We start from the raw sequence: 15968 nt of genomic DNA, 5'->3' as shown, positions 1-15968 counted from the left end.
CTATACTGCCTTATGTTCTGTTCTTGCAATAATATCATCCTGAAGATCCTTCGATAATTCTGTAAAGTATGCACTGTATCCTGCAATGCGAACCAAAAGATTGCCATACAATTCAGGATGTTTCTGCGCTTCCCTTAAGGTATCCGTATTCAATACATTAAATTGTAAATGCCAAAGTTTTAAATCTCTCCAGCTTTCTATGAAATGTACCAATTTTTCTGTTCCCTCTTCTCCCTTAACACAAGAAGGACTTAATTTTACATTTAGAAGCCTTGCTGCATGATCTCTTCGATCAAAATTCTTCGTTTTATAATTGGAAAGTAATACAGCTGTTGGTCCGTTTTTATCTGCTCCCTGAGATGCACTAGATCCATCAGACAATGGTGTATAAGCAAGTCTTCCATTTGGTGTAGCACTGACAACTTTTCCAAATGGCACATGAGATGTAAATGGTACCAGTCGTAAATCCATATGTACATCCAGTTCTTTTCCGTAACGTGCGGTAAATTCCTGAGCTTCAAAATCAAGCAGTTTTCCTATTTCATCCGTATAATCATCATCATTTCCATAGGCCGGTGCATTGACAAGCATTTGACGAATTGCCTCATAACCCTCAAAGTTATGTTCTAAAGCCTCTTTTAACTGAGCTGCAGTAATTCTTTTATCTTCAAATACCAGTTTCTTGATAGCTGCTAATGAATCAACCACCGTCGCATATCCAATAAATTCAAAGTATCCTAAATCAATACCACCCTCAATCTTCGGCTGATGCAAATCTGTGCAAGTCTCCTGGCAAAGCTTATGCAGAGCTGAACCCAGCGGCGTTGCAAAATGTTCTCCACGAAGACGGATAATTTCATGCTGCTGAATAAATGCATGTTTAATAAAATATCTCTGTTGTTTTAAGTAAGCTTCCAAGACTTCATCAAAGGACTGAAAATCCTCAAATTTCCCTGTCTGAAGGCCAATAACCTCATCACCATATTTCTGCATTTTTCCGTTGTAAATTACCATTTCCAATGCTGCAGCAAAATTAATGTACGCGTTTGGACTCGTATAAGTATCCCGATTTGGCATTCTACATTCCGCACACCCAGATACACTATAATCATATGCTTCCTCAAAGGATGCACCTTTGGATAACAGCAGCGGTACAACTTCTTCATCATTAATTAATTTCGGAAATCCCGCTCCATCTTTAATGGTTTCTGCCACTTCATACAAATAACGTTTCGGACTTCCCGTATGGATCCTTGCTGCCAGATCAGGATAATTTAATGGAAATTCCCTTTTGGATTTCAAAAGAATATATGTTAATTCATTAACTGCGTCATATCCCTTTTTCGTTACTCCTCCAATGGTAACTGCTTCCCAGTGGGCATATCCTTCGTTAAAAGAACCTCCCGCCTCAGAAAGATATAAATCTACAAACTGGGCCATGGAAACCCACATGCATTCAAATAATTCCTGCACTTCTTCATCTGTAATAATGCCTGCTTCTATATCATGCTGATAGAATGGATACAAGTACTGATCCATTCTTCCATTGGAAATGATGGTTCCTGTCTTTTGCTCGATTCTGGAAAACATCTGAGTAAACCATTGTGCCTGCATTGCTTCATAGAATGTCCTTGCCGGATATTTGGGAACATATCGGCATGTATCTGCAATTTTTAGTAATTCTGCTTTCCGTACTGGATCATTTTCCTCTTTTGCAAGTTCTTCTGCCAAATCTCCATGTCGTTCTGCCCATAAAATAATGGCATCACTGGTTAAAACAACTGCCTGCAAAAACGGAAGTTTCTCTGTATAATCAATAGGGCTGTATTCATCTAACTGTGCAATTCTTTCCTCTGCTTCTTCTTTAATTTTCTGGAAACCTTTTTCCAGTACTACTTCATAGTCATGTACCCATTGAAGAGAAGATCGAAAAGAAGCAGTTTCATTGACAATATATCTGGATGTCAATTCTTTGTCCGAATTATATGTCAGCTTTGTAGTCTCTGGGGTCAGTGCCTTTGCCAAATCTTCATGAAAAGTCTTATCTTTCCAGTATGGTGCAATTTCCTCTGCCACAATTTTCGCATCTTCCTCTGAAATGCTAAAAGGAGAAACCGTTCTGGTTGGAAGTGTTTCAATTGCTTCTTTTAATGTGTCTCCATCCAGTTCAGGATAAAGAATTCCATAGCGTCCTTGTTTTCCGCTTCTTCCGACCAAAAGCTGGTCCTTATCAATATAGACCGTTGCATGTTCTGCATAATGTAATAAGGCTTTCGCCCATCTTAAAATTAAAGGCTCCCCTTCTGTTTCTCGAAATGACTGTGTAAAATACCGTCCTCTTTCAATATCAATCTGAGGCTTCTGTCCTCTAATTTCATTTAATATCTTTGTTGCACGATTTCTATGCACAAATGGTGGTATTTTATGTGCAATTTCATATTGAATCCGCTGTTCCTGCGGTGATTTTACTTTACTCATTTTCTTTCCTCCTAAAATTTATAAAAAAAACAGAGATTACAACACTTCAAAGCGATACTGCTTTCTTATTGCAACCTCTGGTTTTCCAGTCAGTTTTTTTTCTATTTTTTATTGTTCTTATGTTTCTTGTGATATACAGACAAGTTATTAGATATAATACATATTCAGCCCATCCTGCGTATATTCAAAATAACTTTTTTCCAGATCTTCCAATGTTAAATAGTTTAACGTTTCATCCAACTGTTCATTGATTTTATCAATGATGCTGTGCTGTATAACCATTGAGATTTTGTTTTCATCATTTTCATTGAAAGTTTCTTCATCTTCAATCTGATAAGGACCTTCCAAAGCTACCAGGATTTCTGATACTGTTACTCTGGCAGGATCAACATTCAGGGAATAGCCTCCCTGAGGTCCTTTCATTCCTTTTATAATTCCTACTCTTCGAAGACTTCCAAATATCTGCTCCAGATATTGACAGGGAATTCCGTTTCTTTTTGCTAAACTTCCCAGTGATACCTGAGTATTTTTAAAATTGGCAGCTAAATCAATCAAAGCTTTTAACCCATATCTGCATTTTTTTGAAAATTTCATAAATTCTTCCACCCATTCTTTTCATTACCTGTATATCGGTTTAATTTTATATTCATACTTATCTACTAGGTTTTATATGAATTAGATCATACTGGCATGTTCATATTTTGTCAAGAGCTTTTTTCGTTTTATTAACTTTGATGAATTGCCTGTTCCAGCTGTGTTAATGCCTGTTTCAATATTTTTCTCGGACAGGCAATATTAATTCTTTCAAAACCTTCTCCCTCCGGTCCAAAAATCACACCACTGTCCAACCACAAATTTGCTTTTTTAACAATGAGTTCTTCTCTTTCTTTTTCTGTCAATCCCAGTTGTCGGAAATCAATCCATATTAAATAAGTTCCCTCAGGTTCAATTAAATGAATTTCCGGAATTTTTTCCTGCAGATATTCTCTCAGAAAATCAAGATTTCCTTTTAAATATTGTTTTAATTGCCGATACCATTCTTCTCCTTCTTCATATGCAGCCTGACATGCAACCACCCCCATTGTGTTTTGCTGGCCGTATCCCATGGCATTTACTTCCTTTCGAAATATTCTGCGCAGCCTGGTATTAGAAATAACGATATTCGAAATCTGTAATCCAGCCAGATTAAAGGTCTTGGTGGGGGCAGTACAGGTGATTATCATATCTGCATACTTCTTATCCAGATTGGCAAAGATATGATGAGTATATCCCTCATTTACAAAATCATTATGTATTTCATCACTGACGATTAATACATCATATTTTTCACATAAATCCCCTATTTTTCTTAATTCCCACTCTCTCCAGACTCTTCCTGTAGGATTCTGCGGACTGCAGAATAAGAACAGTTTAACCTTATGATCCGCCATCTTTTTTTCCAGATCATCAAAGTCAATTTCATAATGATCTGCTACCAGTTTTAAGGAACTATTAATAACAACTCTGTTATTACTTTCAATAATTTTAGAAAAAGGATAATATACCGGCCGTTGAATCAGTACACCATCTCCTTTTTCCGTAAATGCCCGAACTGCTGCTGCCAGTGCAAACACAACTCCCGGAGTCTTAATCACCCAATTAGCTTTAATCTCCCATTGAAAATGTTCCTGATACCATTTTGAAACAGCATTCAAATATTCTTCCGTCGCTTCTGTATATCCAAAAATTCCATTCTGGACTCTTTCTTCCAGCCTTTTTAATATTTCCGGAGCAGTCACAAAATCCATATCTGCCACCCATAAAGGCAGTATATTTTCCGGTTTCCCCTTGCGTTTTGCAAAATCATATTTCAGGCACATGGTTCCTTTTCGATTTGGAATAGTATGGAAATCGTATTTCATTTCTTCCTCCTTGCAATTAAACTTTCTTTAGTAAACACAATAGTTCAAGACTCGCTCGCGAGTCTTGGCGCGGAATTCGGGTCTGCATAGCAGACATACTTCCAATCCGAATTCCTGCGCATCCTCGCGGAGCGTGTATCAGATGGGGGATTGAAACCCGCCACTGATACATAATTGTTGCTCACCGCCTACAGAGGCGGGAGTCATCCCTCATCTGATATATAAACGATGCTGATTGGATTCGAACCAACATTCTGAGGTTTTGCAGACCTTTGCCTTTTCCCATCTGGCTACAGCATCGACAAATGTATAAAAAAGAACGGTCAGAGTTCGCAGAATAAGCTAATATTCATGCGAATCTCCGGTCGTTCAGTCAGCTATACTATATTTATTTAAGGAGTTTCACGACATTACCATGTTCTAATTATCAGCAAACAGTGGGGTAGATAAATAGCGGTCTCCAGAATCTGGAAGCAGTGCTACAATTGTTTTACCTTTGTTTTCCGGTCTTGCTGCCAGTTCTTTTGCTGCCTTTAATGCTGCACCAGAAGAAATTCCAACCAGAATTCCCTCACTTACTGCAAATGCTTTACCTTCTGTAAATGCATCCTCATTTTCTACAGTAATAACTTCATCATAAACCTTTGTATTTAACACATCTGGTACAAATCCGGCACCGATTCCCTGAATCTTATGTGGTCCTGGTGTTCCTTTTGATAATACCGGACTGCTTGCAGGTTCTACTGCCACTACTTTTACATCAGGATTCTGAGATTTTAAATATTCTCCGACACCTGTTACTGTTCCGCCTGTACCTACACCTGCAACAAAGATATCAACTTTTCCTTCTGTCTGATCCCAGATTTCAGGTCCTGTTGTTGCTTTGTGAACTTCAGGGTTTGCCGGGTTAACAAACTGTCCAAGAATCACAGATCCTTCAATAGATTTATTTAATTCTTCTGCTTTAGCAATGGCACCTTTCATACCTTTTGCACCTTCTGTCAATACCAGCTCAGCTCCATAAGCTTTTAAAAGATTTCTTCTCTCCACACTCATTGTATCTGGAAGTGTAAGTACCGCTTTATATCCTTTTGCCGCTGCAACTGCTGCAAGACCGATTCCTGTATTTCCTGATGTAGGTTCAATAATAGTAGCCCCCGGTTTTAAGATTCCCTTTTCTTCTGCATCTTTGATCATAGCTAATGCAATACGATCTTTCACAGATCCTGCCGGATTCAGATATTCCAGTTTTCCAAGAATTGTAGCCTCTGCATCACCTGCATAGCGGTTTAATTTTAATAATGGTGTATTTCCGATTAATTCTAATGCACTTTCTGTAATCTTGCTCATAATTTTATATCCTTTCTTTAATATCATACTTAACTGCTAGGTTTTATATGAATTAGATTATACTGGTAAGAACCCGCTTTGTCAAGTAACTTTTTTAATTTTTTTATTACTTTCCAAAACAAAGAGGACAAGTCCCTCATCAATAGGGGAACTTGTCCTCTTAACACATTGGTGTAACAATTTTTCCATTTATCGACATCTGATTTTTTCATTTTTTTCAATCTGAACCACTCGTCCATCCTGAACAATAACTGTTAACGATCCGTATCTTAATGCTTCTAATTCATTCTTAATCTGAATAAGAATTTCATCAGATATTCCTTCTTTTTTCTTCTCATCCATACTAATATCCTCCGCTTGGTATTTTCTACTTTTCCTAGTAAATTAATATATTTTAAAATAATGATATTATTTCACGTTGAAAAAAAAATGTCAATAACATAAGATATTGTATTTCCTAAGAGTTAGATATAAAAATTTTTTATAAATAATTTACTGGATTAACATAATTCCCGTTTTTTTGTACAACAAAATGTAAATGAGCACCGGAAACCATTCCTGTTGCTCCTGATTTTGCAATTATCTGTCCTTTGCTCACATGACTTCCAGAAGATACAAGAAGTCTTGAACAATGAAGATACATGGTAGCAATTCCATTTCCATGGCTAATCTTTATGTAGTTTCCATTATATGCATTATACCCTGCCGCAATGACTGTCCCACTATCTGATGCCACAATAGTGGAACCGGTAGAACATGGGATATCGATACCCGCATGTAATTTTCTTTCTCCGGTTACAGGATGGATACGGTATCCATATCCTGAAGAAATTGAATGACAAGATGGAACCGGCCATATGAGATTTCCGCTCCCCACCATACTGCTCTGTCCCCCAGATGAACTATTTCCTGAAAATGAAGTACCTGCTGAAGAATACCCACTTCCTGAGGATGCCCCGTTTCCTGAAGATATTTCATTCTTTGCACCTGCAGTCTCCTGCTGACGTTTTTCTTCTACCTCATATTGTGCCAGTAATACTTTATTTGCGGCCAGTTTCTTTCGGTACTGAGCCAGCTTTTGTTTTTTCGCCAATGCCATCTTATTAAGCTGCTCTTTTTCTTTTTTTGCCTGAATAGTTACTGTCTGAACATTTTTATATTCTTTTTTCAATTGTTTAGACGACAGCTCAATTTTCTTTTCTGTATTTTTCAGCTTTTGGAACATAGTACTATCATATTGGGAAATCTTTGAAATATATTCAGCTCTTGTAAGAAATTCCTGAAATGATTTTGCTTCAAAAATTATTTCTAAATATGCCGTATTTCCATTTTCATAGAGGAATTTAATCCTTTTATCCATAATCTTATACTGATTAACTCTGGATTCTCTGGCTTCTTTTAGTTTCCTTTCCGTCTTCTGGACTTTCTTTTGTAACGTCTCAAGTCTCTGAGAATACTTTTCATATTTTATATCACTTTTCACCATTTTTTTATCCAGCTGCTCAATCTCTGCCTGCATCTGCTGATTCAGTTTATCTAATTTCTGATTTTCTTCTTTTATTTTTTTTTTACTGGTCTTCGCATCAATAACCTGATGATAAGATCCTGTCATCAAAAATAAAGCTGCCGCAAAAATCAATACCTTTTTCCATATACATCTTTCAGGCATGATTCTTCCCCCTTATACTCTCAAATATTTCCTAATCGTTATAAAACTTCCCATAAGACCAATAAACAGTCCTACAATTAATGCCATCGGGATCAGATACAACATAATCTTCTCTACTGATACAAACTTCATAAATGCTGTAATCACGTGAAATCGCTCCGTCATCCATAAAATAATTTTGTGATAACCAAAATAAATCACTGTAATAGGAAGTGCTGATCCTATAATTCCAATAAGGATTCCTTCCATTCGAAATGGTGCTTTAATAAATCCATTTGCCGCGCCAATAAATTTCATAATTGCAATTTCATCTTTTCGCACAGAAATTCCAAGAGAAACCGTATTGCTTACCAGAAATACTGATACAAGAAGCAGGATAAGAATCAAACCTCCCGCCATATAAGTACCTAGAACATTCATTTTAGATACGCCTTCTGCCGCAACTTTTGAATACCTGACCTTTCGAACTCCATGGATTTTCTCCAGCTCTTTAACAAGCTGTTGATGGTTGCTGATTTCTCTCAGGGTTACCTCATAAGAATCCGATTCCTTAAGAGGATTGCTCCCTTCAAATCCCTCCAAAAGCTCCTGGTTGTTTTTAAATACATCTTTCTTGTACTTTGCCCATGCTTCCTCCGCAGAAACATATCGAATCTGATCTACTTCCTTCTTTGCCTTAATTTCTTCTCCAATCTGATTCTTTCGTTCTTCTGAAATTCCTGACTGAAAGAAAACTGAAACACCAACAGAATTTTCCATCTGTCTCATGGTGGACTGAACATTTAAAATAACAGCCAAAGACACTCCAATGAGAAATACACATGCCGCAATGGTTCCAATTGATGCCAGAGAAAATATCTTATTACGAAAAATATTTCGAATCCCTTCTTTAACTCCATAAACAAATCTTCTAAATAATCTCATAATACCCCCTTGCTTCATCCTGTTCTACATGACCCTGATTCAAGGAGATTACTCTTTTTCCCATTTTATTTACCATATCTTTATTGTGTGTTACTACCATAACTGTGGTTCCTCTATGCTGAATATCCTCAAGAAGCGCCATAATTTCCTTCGCATTGACCGGATCCAGATTTCCTGTAGGTTCATCAGCAAGTAAAACAACAGGGTGATTTACCAGTGCTCTTGCAATTGCTACTCTTTGCTGTTCTCCACCTGACAATTCCCCTGGAAACGCCTTAAGTCTATCTCCTAAACCAACCAGGTCCAGAACACTTTGAACCTGACGTCTGATATGGCGGTTTGGTGCCTCTACGACCTTTTGTGCAAAAGCAACGTTTTCAAAAATATTCCGGTCCTTTAACAGACGGAAATTCTGAAAGACCACACCCATTTGACGGCGCAAGTATGGTAACTCCCGCCGTCTCATTTTATTATAATGATATCCATTTACTATAATTTCACCTTTGGTAGGCTCTAACTCCTTTAAGAGCAGTTTCACCAGTGTTGTCTTCCCCGATCCGCTTTTACCTACAACAAAGACAAACTCACCCTTATCAACATGAAGCGATACATCTTCCAGACCAACATTTCCCTTTTTATACTCTTTTGTCACCTGATTTAACGTTATCATAATATTAATCCACCGTATCCATATATTTCATATATTTTACTACCATCAGTGCGATTTTAAAAGCAATTGCATCTTCAAAATTTCTGAGATCCAGATTGGTATTTTTCTGAATTTTATCCAGGCGATATACCAACGTATTTCGATGTATAAACAACTGCCTTGATGTCTCTGAAACATTAAGATTATTTTCAAAAAATTTATCAATGGTAGATAAAGTTTCCTCGTCAATTGAATCCGGAGAATAATCTCCAAATACCTCTCTGATAAACATCTTGCATAATGGCAGCGGCAGCTGATAGATTAAACGTCCGATTCCCAGCTGATTATATGCAATAACTGTAGCATCCTCATAGAAAATCTTACTAACTTCCAATGCAATCTGCGCCTCTTTATATGAACGAGATACATCTTTTATATTCTCCGCAATATTTCCTATAGAAATCTTAATATCCCTGATACCTGCATCAGCAAGCTCTGTCACCAATTCTTTTGCATGTAATATAAACTGAATCTGGCTGTCCTTTGGCCCGATTTCCGTAACATAAACTATGCTCTTTTCATCTACTGCTGTCAGAAAAGCTGTCTCTTCAATGGATCCGCACTGTTTCATAGTTTCCATAAGACTCTGATCCTTTCCATAGGCAGCCTGTATCAGAAAAGCAACTCTTTTTGCTTCCACCTTGATATGCAGTTTTTTTGCTCTGTTATAAATATCCACTAAAAGCAGATTATCCAGAAGCAGATTTTTTACAAAGTTCTCCTTATCAAATCGTTCTTTATAGGCAACCAGTAAATTTTCCACCTGTAAAACTGCTAATTTCCCAATAGTATATGCTGTTTCATTTATGCTATTAACTAAAAGAATATACTCCAGACGTTTATCATCAAATATCTTAAAATACTGAAAACCATCAATTACCTGGCTTTCTGCCATGGATCCTGCAAAAGCCTGTACTTCCATCCCCACATTATCCAGTATATCCATCGTTTTTGCCACAACATTGCCAGATACATCCACGACACACAAATCTATTCCCGTTACATCTTTGATTCCACTAATTGCTTCTTGTAAAATCTGATTTGAAATCATCCCTTCATCTACCTTTCCTAGTTTTCCTTCGATCTTTTCTTTTACTATACAGCATTTTTTACAAAAAAAAAAGAAAAAACTAGTAATTCTTTAATACTATTGTTGAAAATTCACAAAACCCTCCCCAATAGTTTCCCGTGCATCAGAAATTATCACAAATGCCTCCGGATCTATCTTTTTCACAATATCTTTCATTGTGGAAACCTCTTTTTTCGATACCATGCACATAAGCATAAAACCCTCTTTTCCTCGATATCCGCCTTTTACATAGACTTTTGTTACACCTCTTCGCTTCCTGGTTAAGATTTCTTCTGCAATTCTGTTTTCCTTTTCACTTATAATATAAATCAGCTTTAATGTCCCGGGTCCTTCCACTACTGTATCTGTAATCTTTGTGATTCCATAAATACAAAGAAGCGCATAACAGGCTTTTTCAACTCCAAAAGCAAAAATTCCCATAAACACAATCATTCCATCTAATATTCCAAGAAGAACAGCTATACTAAATTGTGGAAATATGTTTTTCAGCAAAGATGCCATCAAATCTGTTCCACCGGTAGATTCTCCATTTTTTAGAATAACCCCAAGACCGATTCCCATTAGAATACTTCCTAAAATAAGATTCACATAGAAATCTTTTGGAAAAAAAGTAAATCGAGGCAGAATCCCAAGAAACAGAGATAATAAAACTGCACCTGATAATGTATTCCAGAAAAACTTTCTTGTCTTACAATGATAAGCTGCAAAAAAAACAGGGACATTCAGCATGGTATTTGTCACCCATAATGGGATTCTCCATATTTTCCATAGAATAATCCCTAATCCGCTAAAACCTCCGGTTACAATTCCCATTGGCTGAAAAACGGTATTGGTGGCCACTGCCATACAAAATGTCCCAACGATCATTTTTATAAAATGTTTCAATGCCTTCCCTCCTAAATGTACACTCTTCATTTTCCCGGTCTTAATGTACATTTAGTATGGAAAAGATCTTTCTTTTTATTCAATTATGATATTCGTCTAAATTTCATCTTCTGTTCCAAGAATAATACAAATCTTTGCTCCGCTGGTTACTTCTCCAACTTCATATTCAGGATTCTTAAAATAGCTTTCCAAATCCTTTGCCATACCCTTTTCTGATATTATAATCTTGGTATGAGTCAGTTCTCCCTGACGATTTGTTTTTACGGATCCAACAGTATATCCATCTTCGACAAGTTTATCTTTCCAACGACCTGCCAATCCTGAAATCTGGGTTGAATTCTGAATTTCGATGGTAATACTCTTTGTGGAAGAATCATCATTGCTTTCTTTCTTCTTTTCTGTTGTAGCCAGCGCTGCTTCCAGATCACCGCTTTCTGACAAGATCTCATCAAATGCATTCTTAGCAGCATCTGTATCGATCTGGAATTTACCATTAGATTCTTCTCCATCTAAAATCTTATAATTAAAGTCTTTTTCCTTGATTTCATAAATTCTCTCCAGAGAATCTGAAACATCATCATATGACAGATCTGATGTTACTGTTTCATAATAAGTCTTCACATAATCCTGATATTCAGATAAAGATTTATCTTTTAAGGCAGAAGAGATTTCCACAAGGATGTCTCCTACCAAAGTCATATGATCTGCTTCATCCTGAAAAATTTCATTATCTGTGAGCAATGCCAAAACAGCATTACCATTTAGTGTGTTTTCTCCGGCACTTAAGGTGACTGATTTTGCTGTTAAATCTTCATAAGTAATATCTTTATCAAGATTTATCTTGATTTCTCCTGCCTGATTCATCAATTTTACAAATTTCTTTTTAGTGATGGTTTCATAATTATTTATTGAGATTCCAAGAGTCTTTTCAACCTGCTCTTTCATTAACTTTCCATCACTGGTGGATTTAATCACATCAGATACTGTTGCTGTATCATCACTGATTCCAAGTTCATCTTTTACTGCCTTTTTGCCATCGTCATTGAGAGTAAGTACCATATCTGAGCGCAATGGTACAAAAATCATCTGCTGATTTTTATTATGATAAATGCGGATAGTCATGGTATCATCCATCTGAACTAATGTCACATCAACTCTTTCTTTACTCTCTTCTTTTAATTGTTTTGCAATTTCTGCTTTTTTATCTTCTTTAAATCTATGGGCAAAAAACGCTTTACTGGCCATAAAACTTCCAACACCAGCAATTACCATTGCAAGAATCAATACCAGAACTCTTGCGGCAATTGCACCTGCTCCCACCTTTTTTTTTCTCTTTGTCATAGTGCCTGCTCCTTCCGTATACAACTTTGTTCAGTATAACAAATTATTCGATTTATTTCAACAATCCTCTATGTTATAATCTCTTGTAGATAACCTTAAAATTTTCTTAATATCATATACTTTGTGAGGTAAATTATGAAAACAGTACTAATCACAGGAAGTTCTCGCGGTATTGGACGTGAAACTGCTCTTTATTTTGCAAAAAAAGGCTGGAATGTTGTTATTCACGGTTTTCGTCATCCAGAACAATTAGATTCCCTTAAGAAAGAAATATGTTCCATGAATGTATCCTGTATGTCTTTTACCGGCGACATTGGTAACCACCAATTCGTGTCTGAAATGATTACACAGGCACTGGATTATTTTGGTACCATTGACTGTCTGATCAACAATGCAGGTATTTCAAAAATCGGACTTTTTACAGATGCATCTATAGAAGACTGGTATCAGATGATAGACACCAATCTCACATCTGTATTTTCTACCTGCCAGAATATTCTTCCTCACATGATCAGAAATCAATCAGGAAAAATCATCAATATTTCTTCTGTCTGGGGAAATGTCGGTGCTTCCTGTGAAGTTCTATATTCCACCACAAAAGGTGGTATCAATGCCTTAACAAAAGCACTGGCTAAAGAGGTTGCAACCAGCAATATACAGGTCAATGCCATTGCTTTTGGAATGATTGATACCGATATGAACCGGGAATTTTCAGAGGAAGATGTGGAAATGATAAGGGAAGAGATTCCAGCTGACTATATTGCAGATCCAAAAGAAGCCGCACAGATGATTTATCATACTGCAACGGCTCCTGAGTATATGACCGGACAAATCATAACATTCTCCGGTGGCTGGTATTAATATTATTTTTCTTTCATACTTAGCTGTATTCGCTTTTTATTTTCATCAACGCTCAAAACTGTCACATCCACAATATCTCCTACACTGACAACCTCCAGTGGATGCTTAATAAATTTATCTGACAACTGGGAAATGTGCACAAGACCATCCTGATGGACTCCAATATCCACAAAAGCTCCGAAATCGATAACATTTCGAACGGTTCCTTTTAATTTCATTCCTGGTTTTAAATCGGACATTTCCAGTACATCACTGCGAAGAATCGGTTTTGGCATATCTTCCCGAGGATCTCGTCCTGGTTTTTCCAGTTCTTTTACAATATCCTGCAATGTAATCTCACCAATTCCCAGTTCTTTGGCCAGCTTTTTATAATCTGTAACTTTTTTGCCAATTTCACGAAAACCTTCACTGGATAATTCTTCCAGGGTATATCCAAGAGTCTCCAGAAGATGTTTGGTTTCTTTATAAGTTTCCGGATGAACTCCTGTTGCATCTAATGGCTGGTCTCCTCCGGAAATCCTTAAAAATCCGGCACATTGTTCAAAGGCTTTAGGTCCTAATTTAGATACTTTCAACAGCTGTCTCCGATTTAAAAACCGCCCGTTCTCTTCTCTATAGGTTACTATATTCTTTGCTACCGCTTTGGACACTCCAGATACATACTCCAGCAAAGAAGCTGATGCAGTATTTAAGTCAACTCCTACTTTGTTTACCGTTGCTTCCACAACACCACTTAATGCTTCTGACAGCTGTTTCTGGTTCATGTCATGCTGATACTGTCCCACTCCAATGGCCTTGGGTTCAATTTTAACCAATTCTGCTAAAGGGTCCTGTACACGTCTTGCAATAGACGTAGCACTTCGTTGTCCCACATCAAAATTCGGAAATTCCTCTGTTGCCAGTTTACTTGCAGAATATACAGATGCACCTGCCTCATTGGTAATCACATACTGAACCGGGGAATCCAGTTCTTTTAACATATCTACAACAATCTGCTCGGATTCTCTTGAAGCTGTTCCATTCCCAATGGAAATCAGTGTAATACCATATTTTTTAATCAGTGCTTTTACTGTCTTCTTAGCTTCTTCTACCTTATTTTGAGGTGCTGTTGGATAAATCACCACTGTATCCAGTACTTTCCCGGTAGGATCAACCACAGCCAGCTTGCATCCGGTACGAAATGCAGGATCCCATCCAAGGACTGTTTGTCCTGTAATAGGAGGCTGCATCAGCAATTGTTCCAGATTCTTTCCAAATACTTTAATGGCTTCAGTTCCTGCATGTTCAGTAAGTTCACTTCGAATATCACGCTCTATAGACGGTGCAATCAGCCTTTTATAACTGTCCTCTATGGCTTCCAGCAGAAACTTTGTAGTATTAGGATTTTTTTTGGTAATAACCTGATTTGCCAGATAAGCTGCTATTTTCTGCTGATCAGGTTCAATTTTAACAGTGAGAATTCCCTCTTTTTCCCCTCTGTTAATTGCCAGAATCCTGTATCCTGCTATTTTCCTGATTGGTTCCTCGAAATCATAGTACATATCAAACACAGAAGATTCTTCCGGTTTCTTGGCCACAGAAATTATTTTTCCATGCTCCCATGTTGTTTTTCTTATATAAGTACGATATTTTGCATTATCTGAAATATTTTCTGCAATAATATCCCTTGCTCCATTCAGTGCATCTTCCACTGTTTCAACACCTTTTTCTTCATCCAGGAAATCTTTTGCTTCTTTTTCCAATGGATTTTCTGTCATTTGAAGAAGTACAATATTGGCTAAAGGTTCCAGTCCTTTTTCTTTTGCAATCATTCCACGGGTTCTTTTTTTCTGCTTGTAAGGGCGATACAAATCTTCCACTGCAACCAGCGTTACAGCTTCTTCAATCTCCTTTTTCAGCTGGTCGGTCAGTTTTCCCTGCCCCTCGATATTTTTTATGACTGCCTCTTTCCGATCCTGAAGATTCCTTAAATACATTAGCCTCTCATGAAATGTACGAAGGGTTTCATCATCCAATGCACCTGTCATTTCTTTTCGATATCTTGCTATAAATGGAATAGTATTTCCTTCATCGATCAGCTTGATGGTTGTTTCAACCTGATTTTTTCTAATACCTAATTCATCCTGCAAAATTTTAATAATGTCCATAATCAACTACTCTTTCTTTTATAAATCTAGTTCTATTACCTGCCCTTTAGGGACAAACTGGCGATAGGTCACACCCGCCATATCAAACATTCTTTTTGATGCTATGGTAGCATCATCATCAGCATATTTATCCTGCATATATACAACTTCTTTCATGCCGCTTTGAATGATTGCTTTTGCACACTCATTGCACGGAAACAAAGTAACATAGACTCTTGCACCATCCAGAGAACCACCACTGTAATTTAAAATAGCATTCAGTTCTGCATGACATACATAAAAATATTTAGTATTCAATGCATCACCTTCCCGTTCCCATGGCATATCATCGTCATTACAGCCAATCGGCATTCCGTTATATCCCACAGATAATATTTTATTGTGATCATTTACCAGACATGCTCCAACCTGGGTATTTTCATCTTTACTTCTCTGGGCAGAAAGCAACGCAATTCCCATAAAATACTGATCCCATGAAATATAATCTTTTCTTTTCATAGTCGATCTCCTTTCTATTCTCAACCCCTATTCTACCTTATAAAGCAAAAAAAATCCATTTTGTTCTGACACATTTCAAAACAAAATGGATAACTATATCTAGCTGATTTTAAGG

At 37.0% G+C, this 15968-nt stretch carries 14 protein-coding genes and 1 tRNA gene; 1 reads left to right on the top strand and 14 read right to left on the bottom strand.

Going from position 1 to position 15968, the window contains the following annotated elements:
• From hpsG to KTB61_RS06625, 12 genes are all read right to left on the bottom strand, one after another.
• Positions 1-2478 carry a (2S)-3-sulfopropanediol dehydratase gene (gene hpsG / locus KTB61_RS06680; protein WP_216697064.1) on the bottom strand — a complete coding sequence of 826 codons (2478 nt, stop codon included), beginning with the start codon at positions 2476-2478 and terminating at the stop codon, positions 1-3.
• A 147-nt stretch (positions 2479-2625) separates the two neighbouring features.
• Positions 2626-3072: an Rrf2 family transcriptional regulator gene (locus KTB61_RS06675; protein WP_075760177.1), complete on the bottom strand. Its 447-nt coding sequence runs from the start codon at positions 3070-3072 to the stop codon at positions 2626-2628.
• A 131-nt stretch (positions 3073-3203) separates the two neighbouring features.
• Positions 3204-4379 carry a MalY/PatB family protein gene (locus tag KTB61_RS06670; RefSeq protein ID WP_216697063.1) on the bottom strand — a complete coding sequence of 392 codons (1176 nt, stop codon included), beginning with the start codon at positions 4377-4379 and terminating at the stop codon, positions 3204-3206.
• A gap of 226 nt (positions 4380-4605) precedes the next feature.
• A tRNA-Cys gene (locus tag KTB61_RS06665) sits at positions 4606-4679 on the bottom strand.
• A gap of 120 nt (positions 4680-4799) precedes the next feature.
• Positions 4800-5729, bottom strand: coding sequence for a cysteine synthase A (gene cysK, locus KTB61_RS06660; RefSeq protein WP_216697062.1), 930 nt, complete (start codon positions 5727-5729; stop codon positions 4800-4802).
• 189 nt (positions 5730-5918) lie between these two features.
• Positions 5919-6071, bottom strand: coding sequence for a YezD family protein (locus KTB61_RS06655; protein WP_075760175.1), 153 nt, complete (start codon positions 6069-6071; stop codon positions 5919-5921).
• A gap of 139 nt (positions 6072-6210) precedes the next feature.
• Positions 6211-7398 carry a murein hydrolase activator EnvC family protein gene (locus tag KTB61_RS06650; RefSeq protein ID WP_230973644.1) on the bottom strand — a complete coding sequence of 396 codons (1188 nt, stop codon included), beginning with the start codon at positions 7396-7398 and terminating at the stop codon, positions 6211-6213.
• A gap of 12 nt (positions 7399-7410) precedes the next feature.
• Entirely contained in the window at positions 7411-8322 is a 912-nt protein-coding gene (gene ftsX, locus KTB61_RS06645) for a permease-like cell division protein FtsX (RefSeq protein WP_216697061.1), read from the bottom strand.
• The gene (gene ftsE / locus KTB61_RS06640; protein WP_075760172.1) at positions 8309-8992 is read right to left on the bottom strand and encodes a cell division ATP-binding protein FtsE; all 684 of its coding nucleotides are present in this window, start codon (positions 8990-8992) and stop codon (positions 8309-8311) included. The genes ftsX and ftsE overlap by 14 nt, the downstream gene beginning before the upstream one ends.
• A gap of 4 nt (positions 8993-8996) precedes the next feature.
• Positions 8997-10082 carry a PucR family transcriptional regulator gene (locus KTB61_RS06635; RefSeq protein WP_216697060.1) on the bottom strand — a complete coding sequence of 362 codons (1086 nt, stop codon included), beginning with the start codon at positions 10080-10082 and terminating at the stop codon, positions 8997-8999.
• Positions 10083-10178: 96 nt separating this feature from the next.
• A complete protein-coding gene (locus tag KTB61_RS06630; protein ID WP_230973643.1) occupies positions 10179-11006 on the bottom strand; it encodes a YitT family protein in 828 nt (275 codons plus the stop codon).
• Between the two features lie 96 nt (positions 11007-11102).
• A complete protein-coding gene (locus tag KTB61_RS06625) occupies positions 11103-12347 on the bottom strand; it encodes an LCP family protein (protein WP_216697059.1) in 1245 nt (414 codons plus the stop codon).
• Positions 12348-12482: 135 nt separating this feature from the next.
• Between KTB61_RS06625 and ymfI the strand changes: the two genes are divergently transcribed.
• Positions 12483-13208, top strand: coding sequence for an elongation factor P 5-aminopentanone reductase (gene ymfI / locus KTB61_RS06620; protein WP_075760169.1), 726 nt, complete (start codon positions 12483-12485; stop codon positions 13206-13208).
• 2 nt (positions 13209-13210) lie between these two features.
• Here ymfI and KTB61_RS06615 read toward each other — a convergent pair whose 3' ends face one another.
• Positions 13211-15355: a Tex family protein gene (locus tag KTB61_RS06615; RefSeq protein ID WP_216697058.1), complete on the bottom strand. Its 2145-nt coding sequence runs from the start codon at positions 15353-15355 to the stop codon at positions 13211-13213.
• Between the two features lie 18 nt (positions 15356-15373).
• Positions 15374-15853 carry a deoxycytidylate deaminase gene (locus KTB61_RS06610; RefSeq protein ID WP_075760167.1) on the bottom strand — a complete coding sequence of 160 codons (480 nt, stop codon included), beginning with the start codon at positions 15851-15853 and terminating at the stop codon, positions 15374-15376.
• Positions 15854-15968 lie beyond the last annotated feature (115 nt).

The sequence above is a fragment of the Anaerostipes faecalis genome (assembly GCF_018982945.1).
Lineage (GTDB): Bacteria > Bacillota > Clostridia > Lachnospirales > Lachnospiraceae > Anaerostipes > Anaerostipes faecalis.
This window is presented reverse-complemented; position numbering and strand designations above follow the sequence as displayed.

Coding starts and splice junctions, on each gene's coding strand:
- hpsG (WP_216697064.1), bottom strand. CDS start 2,478: ATGAGTAAAGTAAAATCACCGCAGGAACAGCGGATTCAATATGAAATT.
- KTB61_RS06670 (WP_216697063.1), bottom strand. CDS start 4,379: ATGAAATACGATTTCCATACTATTCCAAATCGAAAAGGAACCATGTGC.
- KTB61_RS06625 (WP_216697059.1), bottom strand. CDS start 12,347: ATGACAAAGAGAAAAAAAAAGGTGGGAGCAGGTGCAATTGCCGCAAGA.
- cysK (WP_216697062.1), bottom strand. CDS start 5,729: ATGAGCAAGATTACAGAAAGTGCATTAGAATTAATCGGAAATACACCA.
- ymfI (WP_075760169.1), top strand. CDS start 12,483: ATGAAAACAGTACTAATCACAGGAAGTTCTCGCGGTATTGGACGTGAA.
- KTB61_RS06615 (WP_216697058.1), bottom strand. CDS start 15,355: ATGGACATTATTAAAATTTTGCAGGATGAATTAGGTATTAGAAAAAAT.
- ftsX (WP_216697061.1), bottom strand. CDS start 8,322: ATGAGATTATTTAGAAGATTTGTTTATGGAGTTAAAGAAGGGATTCGA.
- ftsE (WP_075760172.1), bottom strand. CDS start 8,992: ATGATAACGTTAAATCAGGTGACAAAAGAGTATAAAAAGGGAAATGTT.
- KTB61_RS06610 (WP_075760167.1), bottom strand. CDS start 15,853: ATGAAAAGAAAAGATTATATTTCATGGGATCAGTATTTTATGGGAATT.
- KTB61_RS06650 (WP_230973644.1), bottom strand. CDS start 7,398: ATGCCTGAAAGATGTATATGGAAAAAGGTATTGATTTTTGCGGCAGCT.
- KTB61_RS06635 (WP_216697060.1), bottom strand. CDS start 10,082: ATGATTTCAAATCAGATTTTACAAGAAGCAATTAGTGGAATCAAAGAT.
- KTB61_RS06675 (WP_075760177.1), bottom strand. CDS start 3,072: ATGAAATTTTCAAAAAAATGCAGATATGGGTTAAAAGCTTTGATTGAT.
- KTB61_RS06655 (WP_075760175.1), bottom strand. CDS start 6,071: ATGGATGAGAAGAAAAAAGAAGGAATATCTGATGAAATTCTTATTCAG.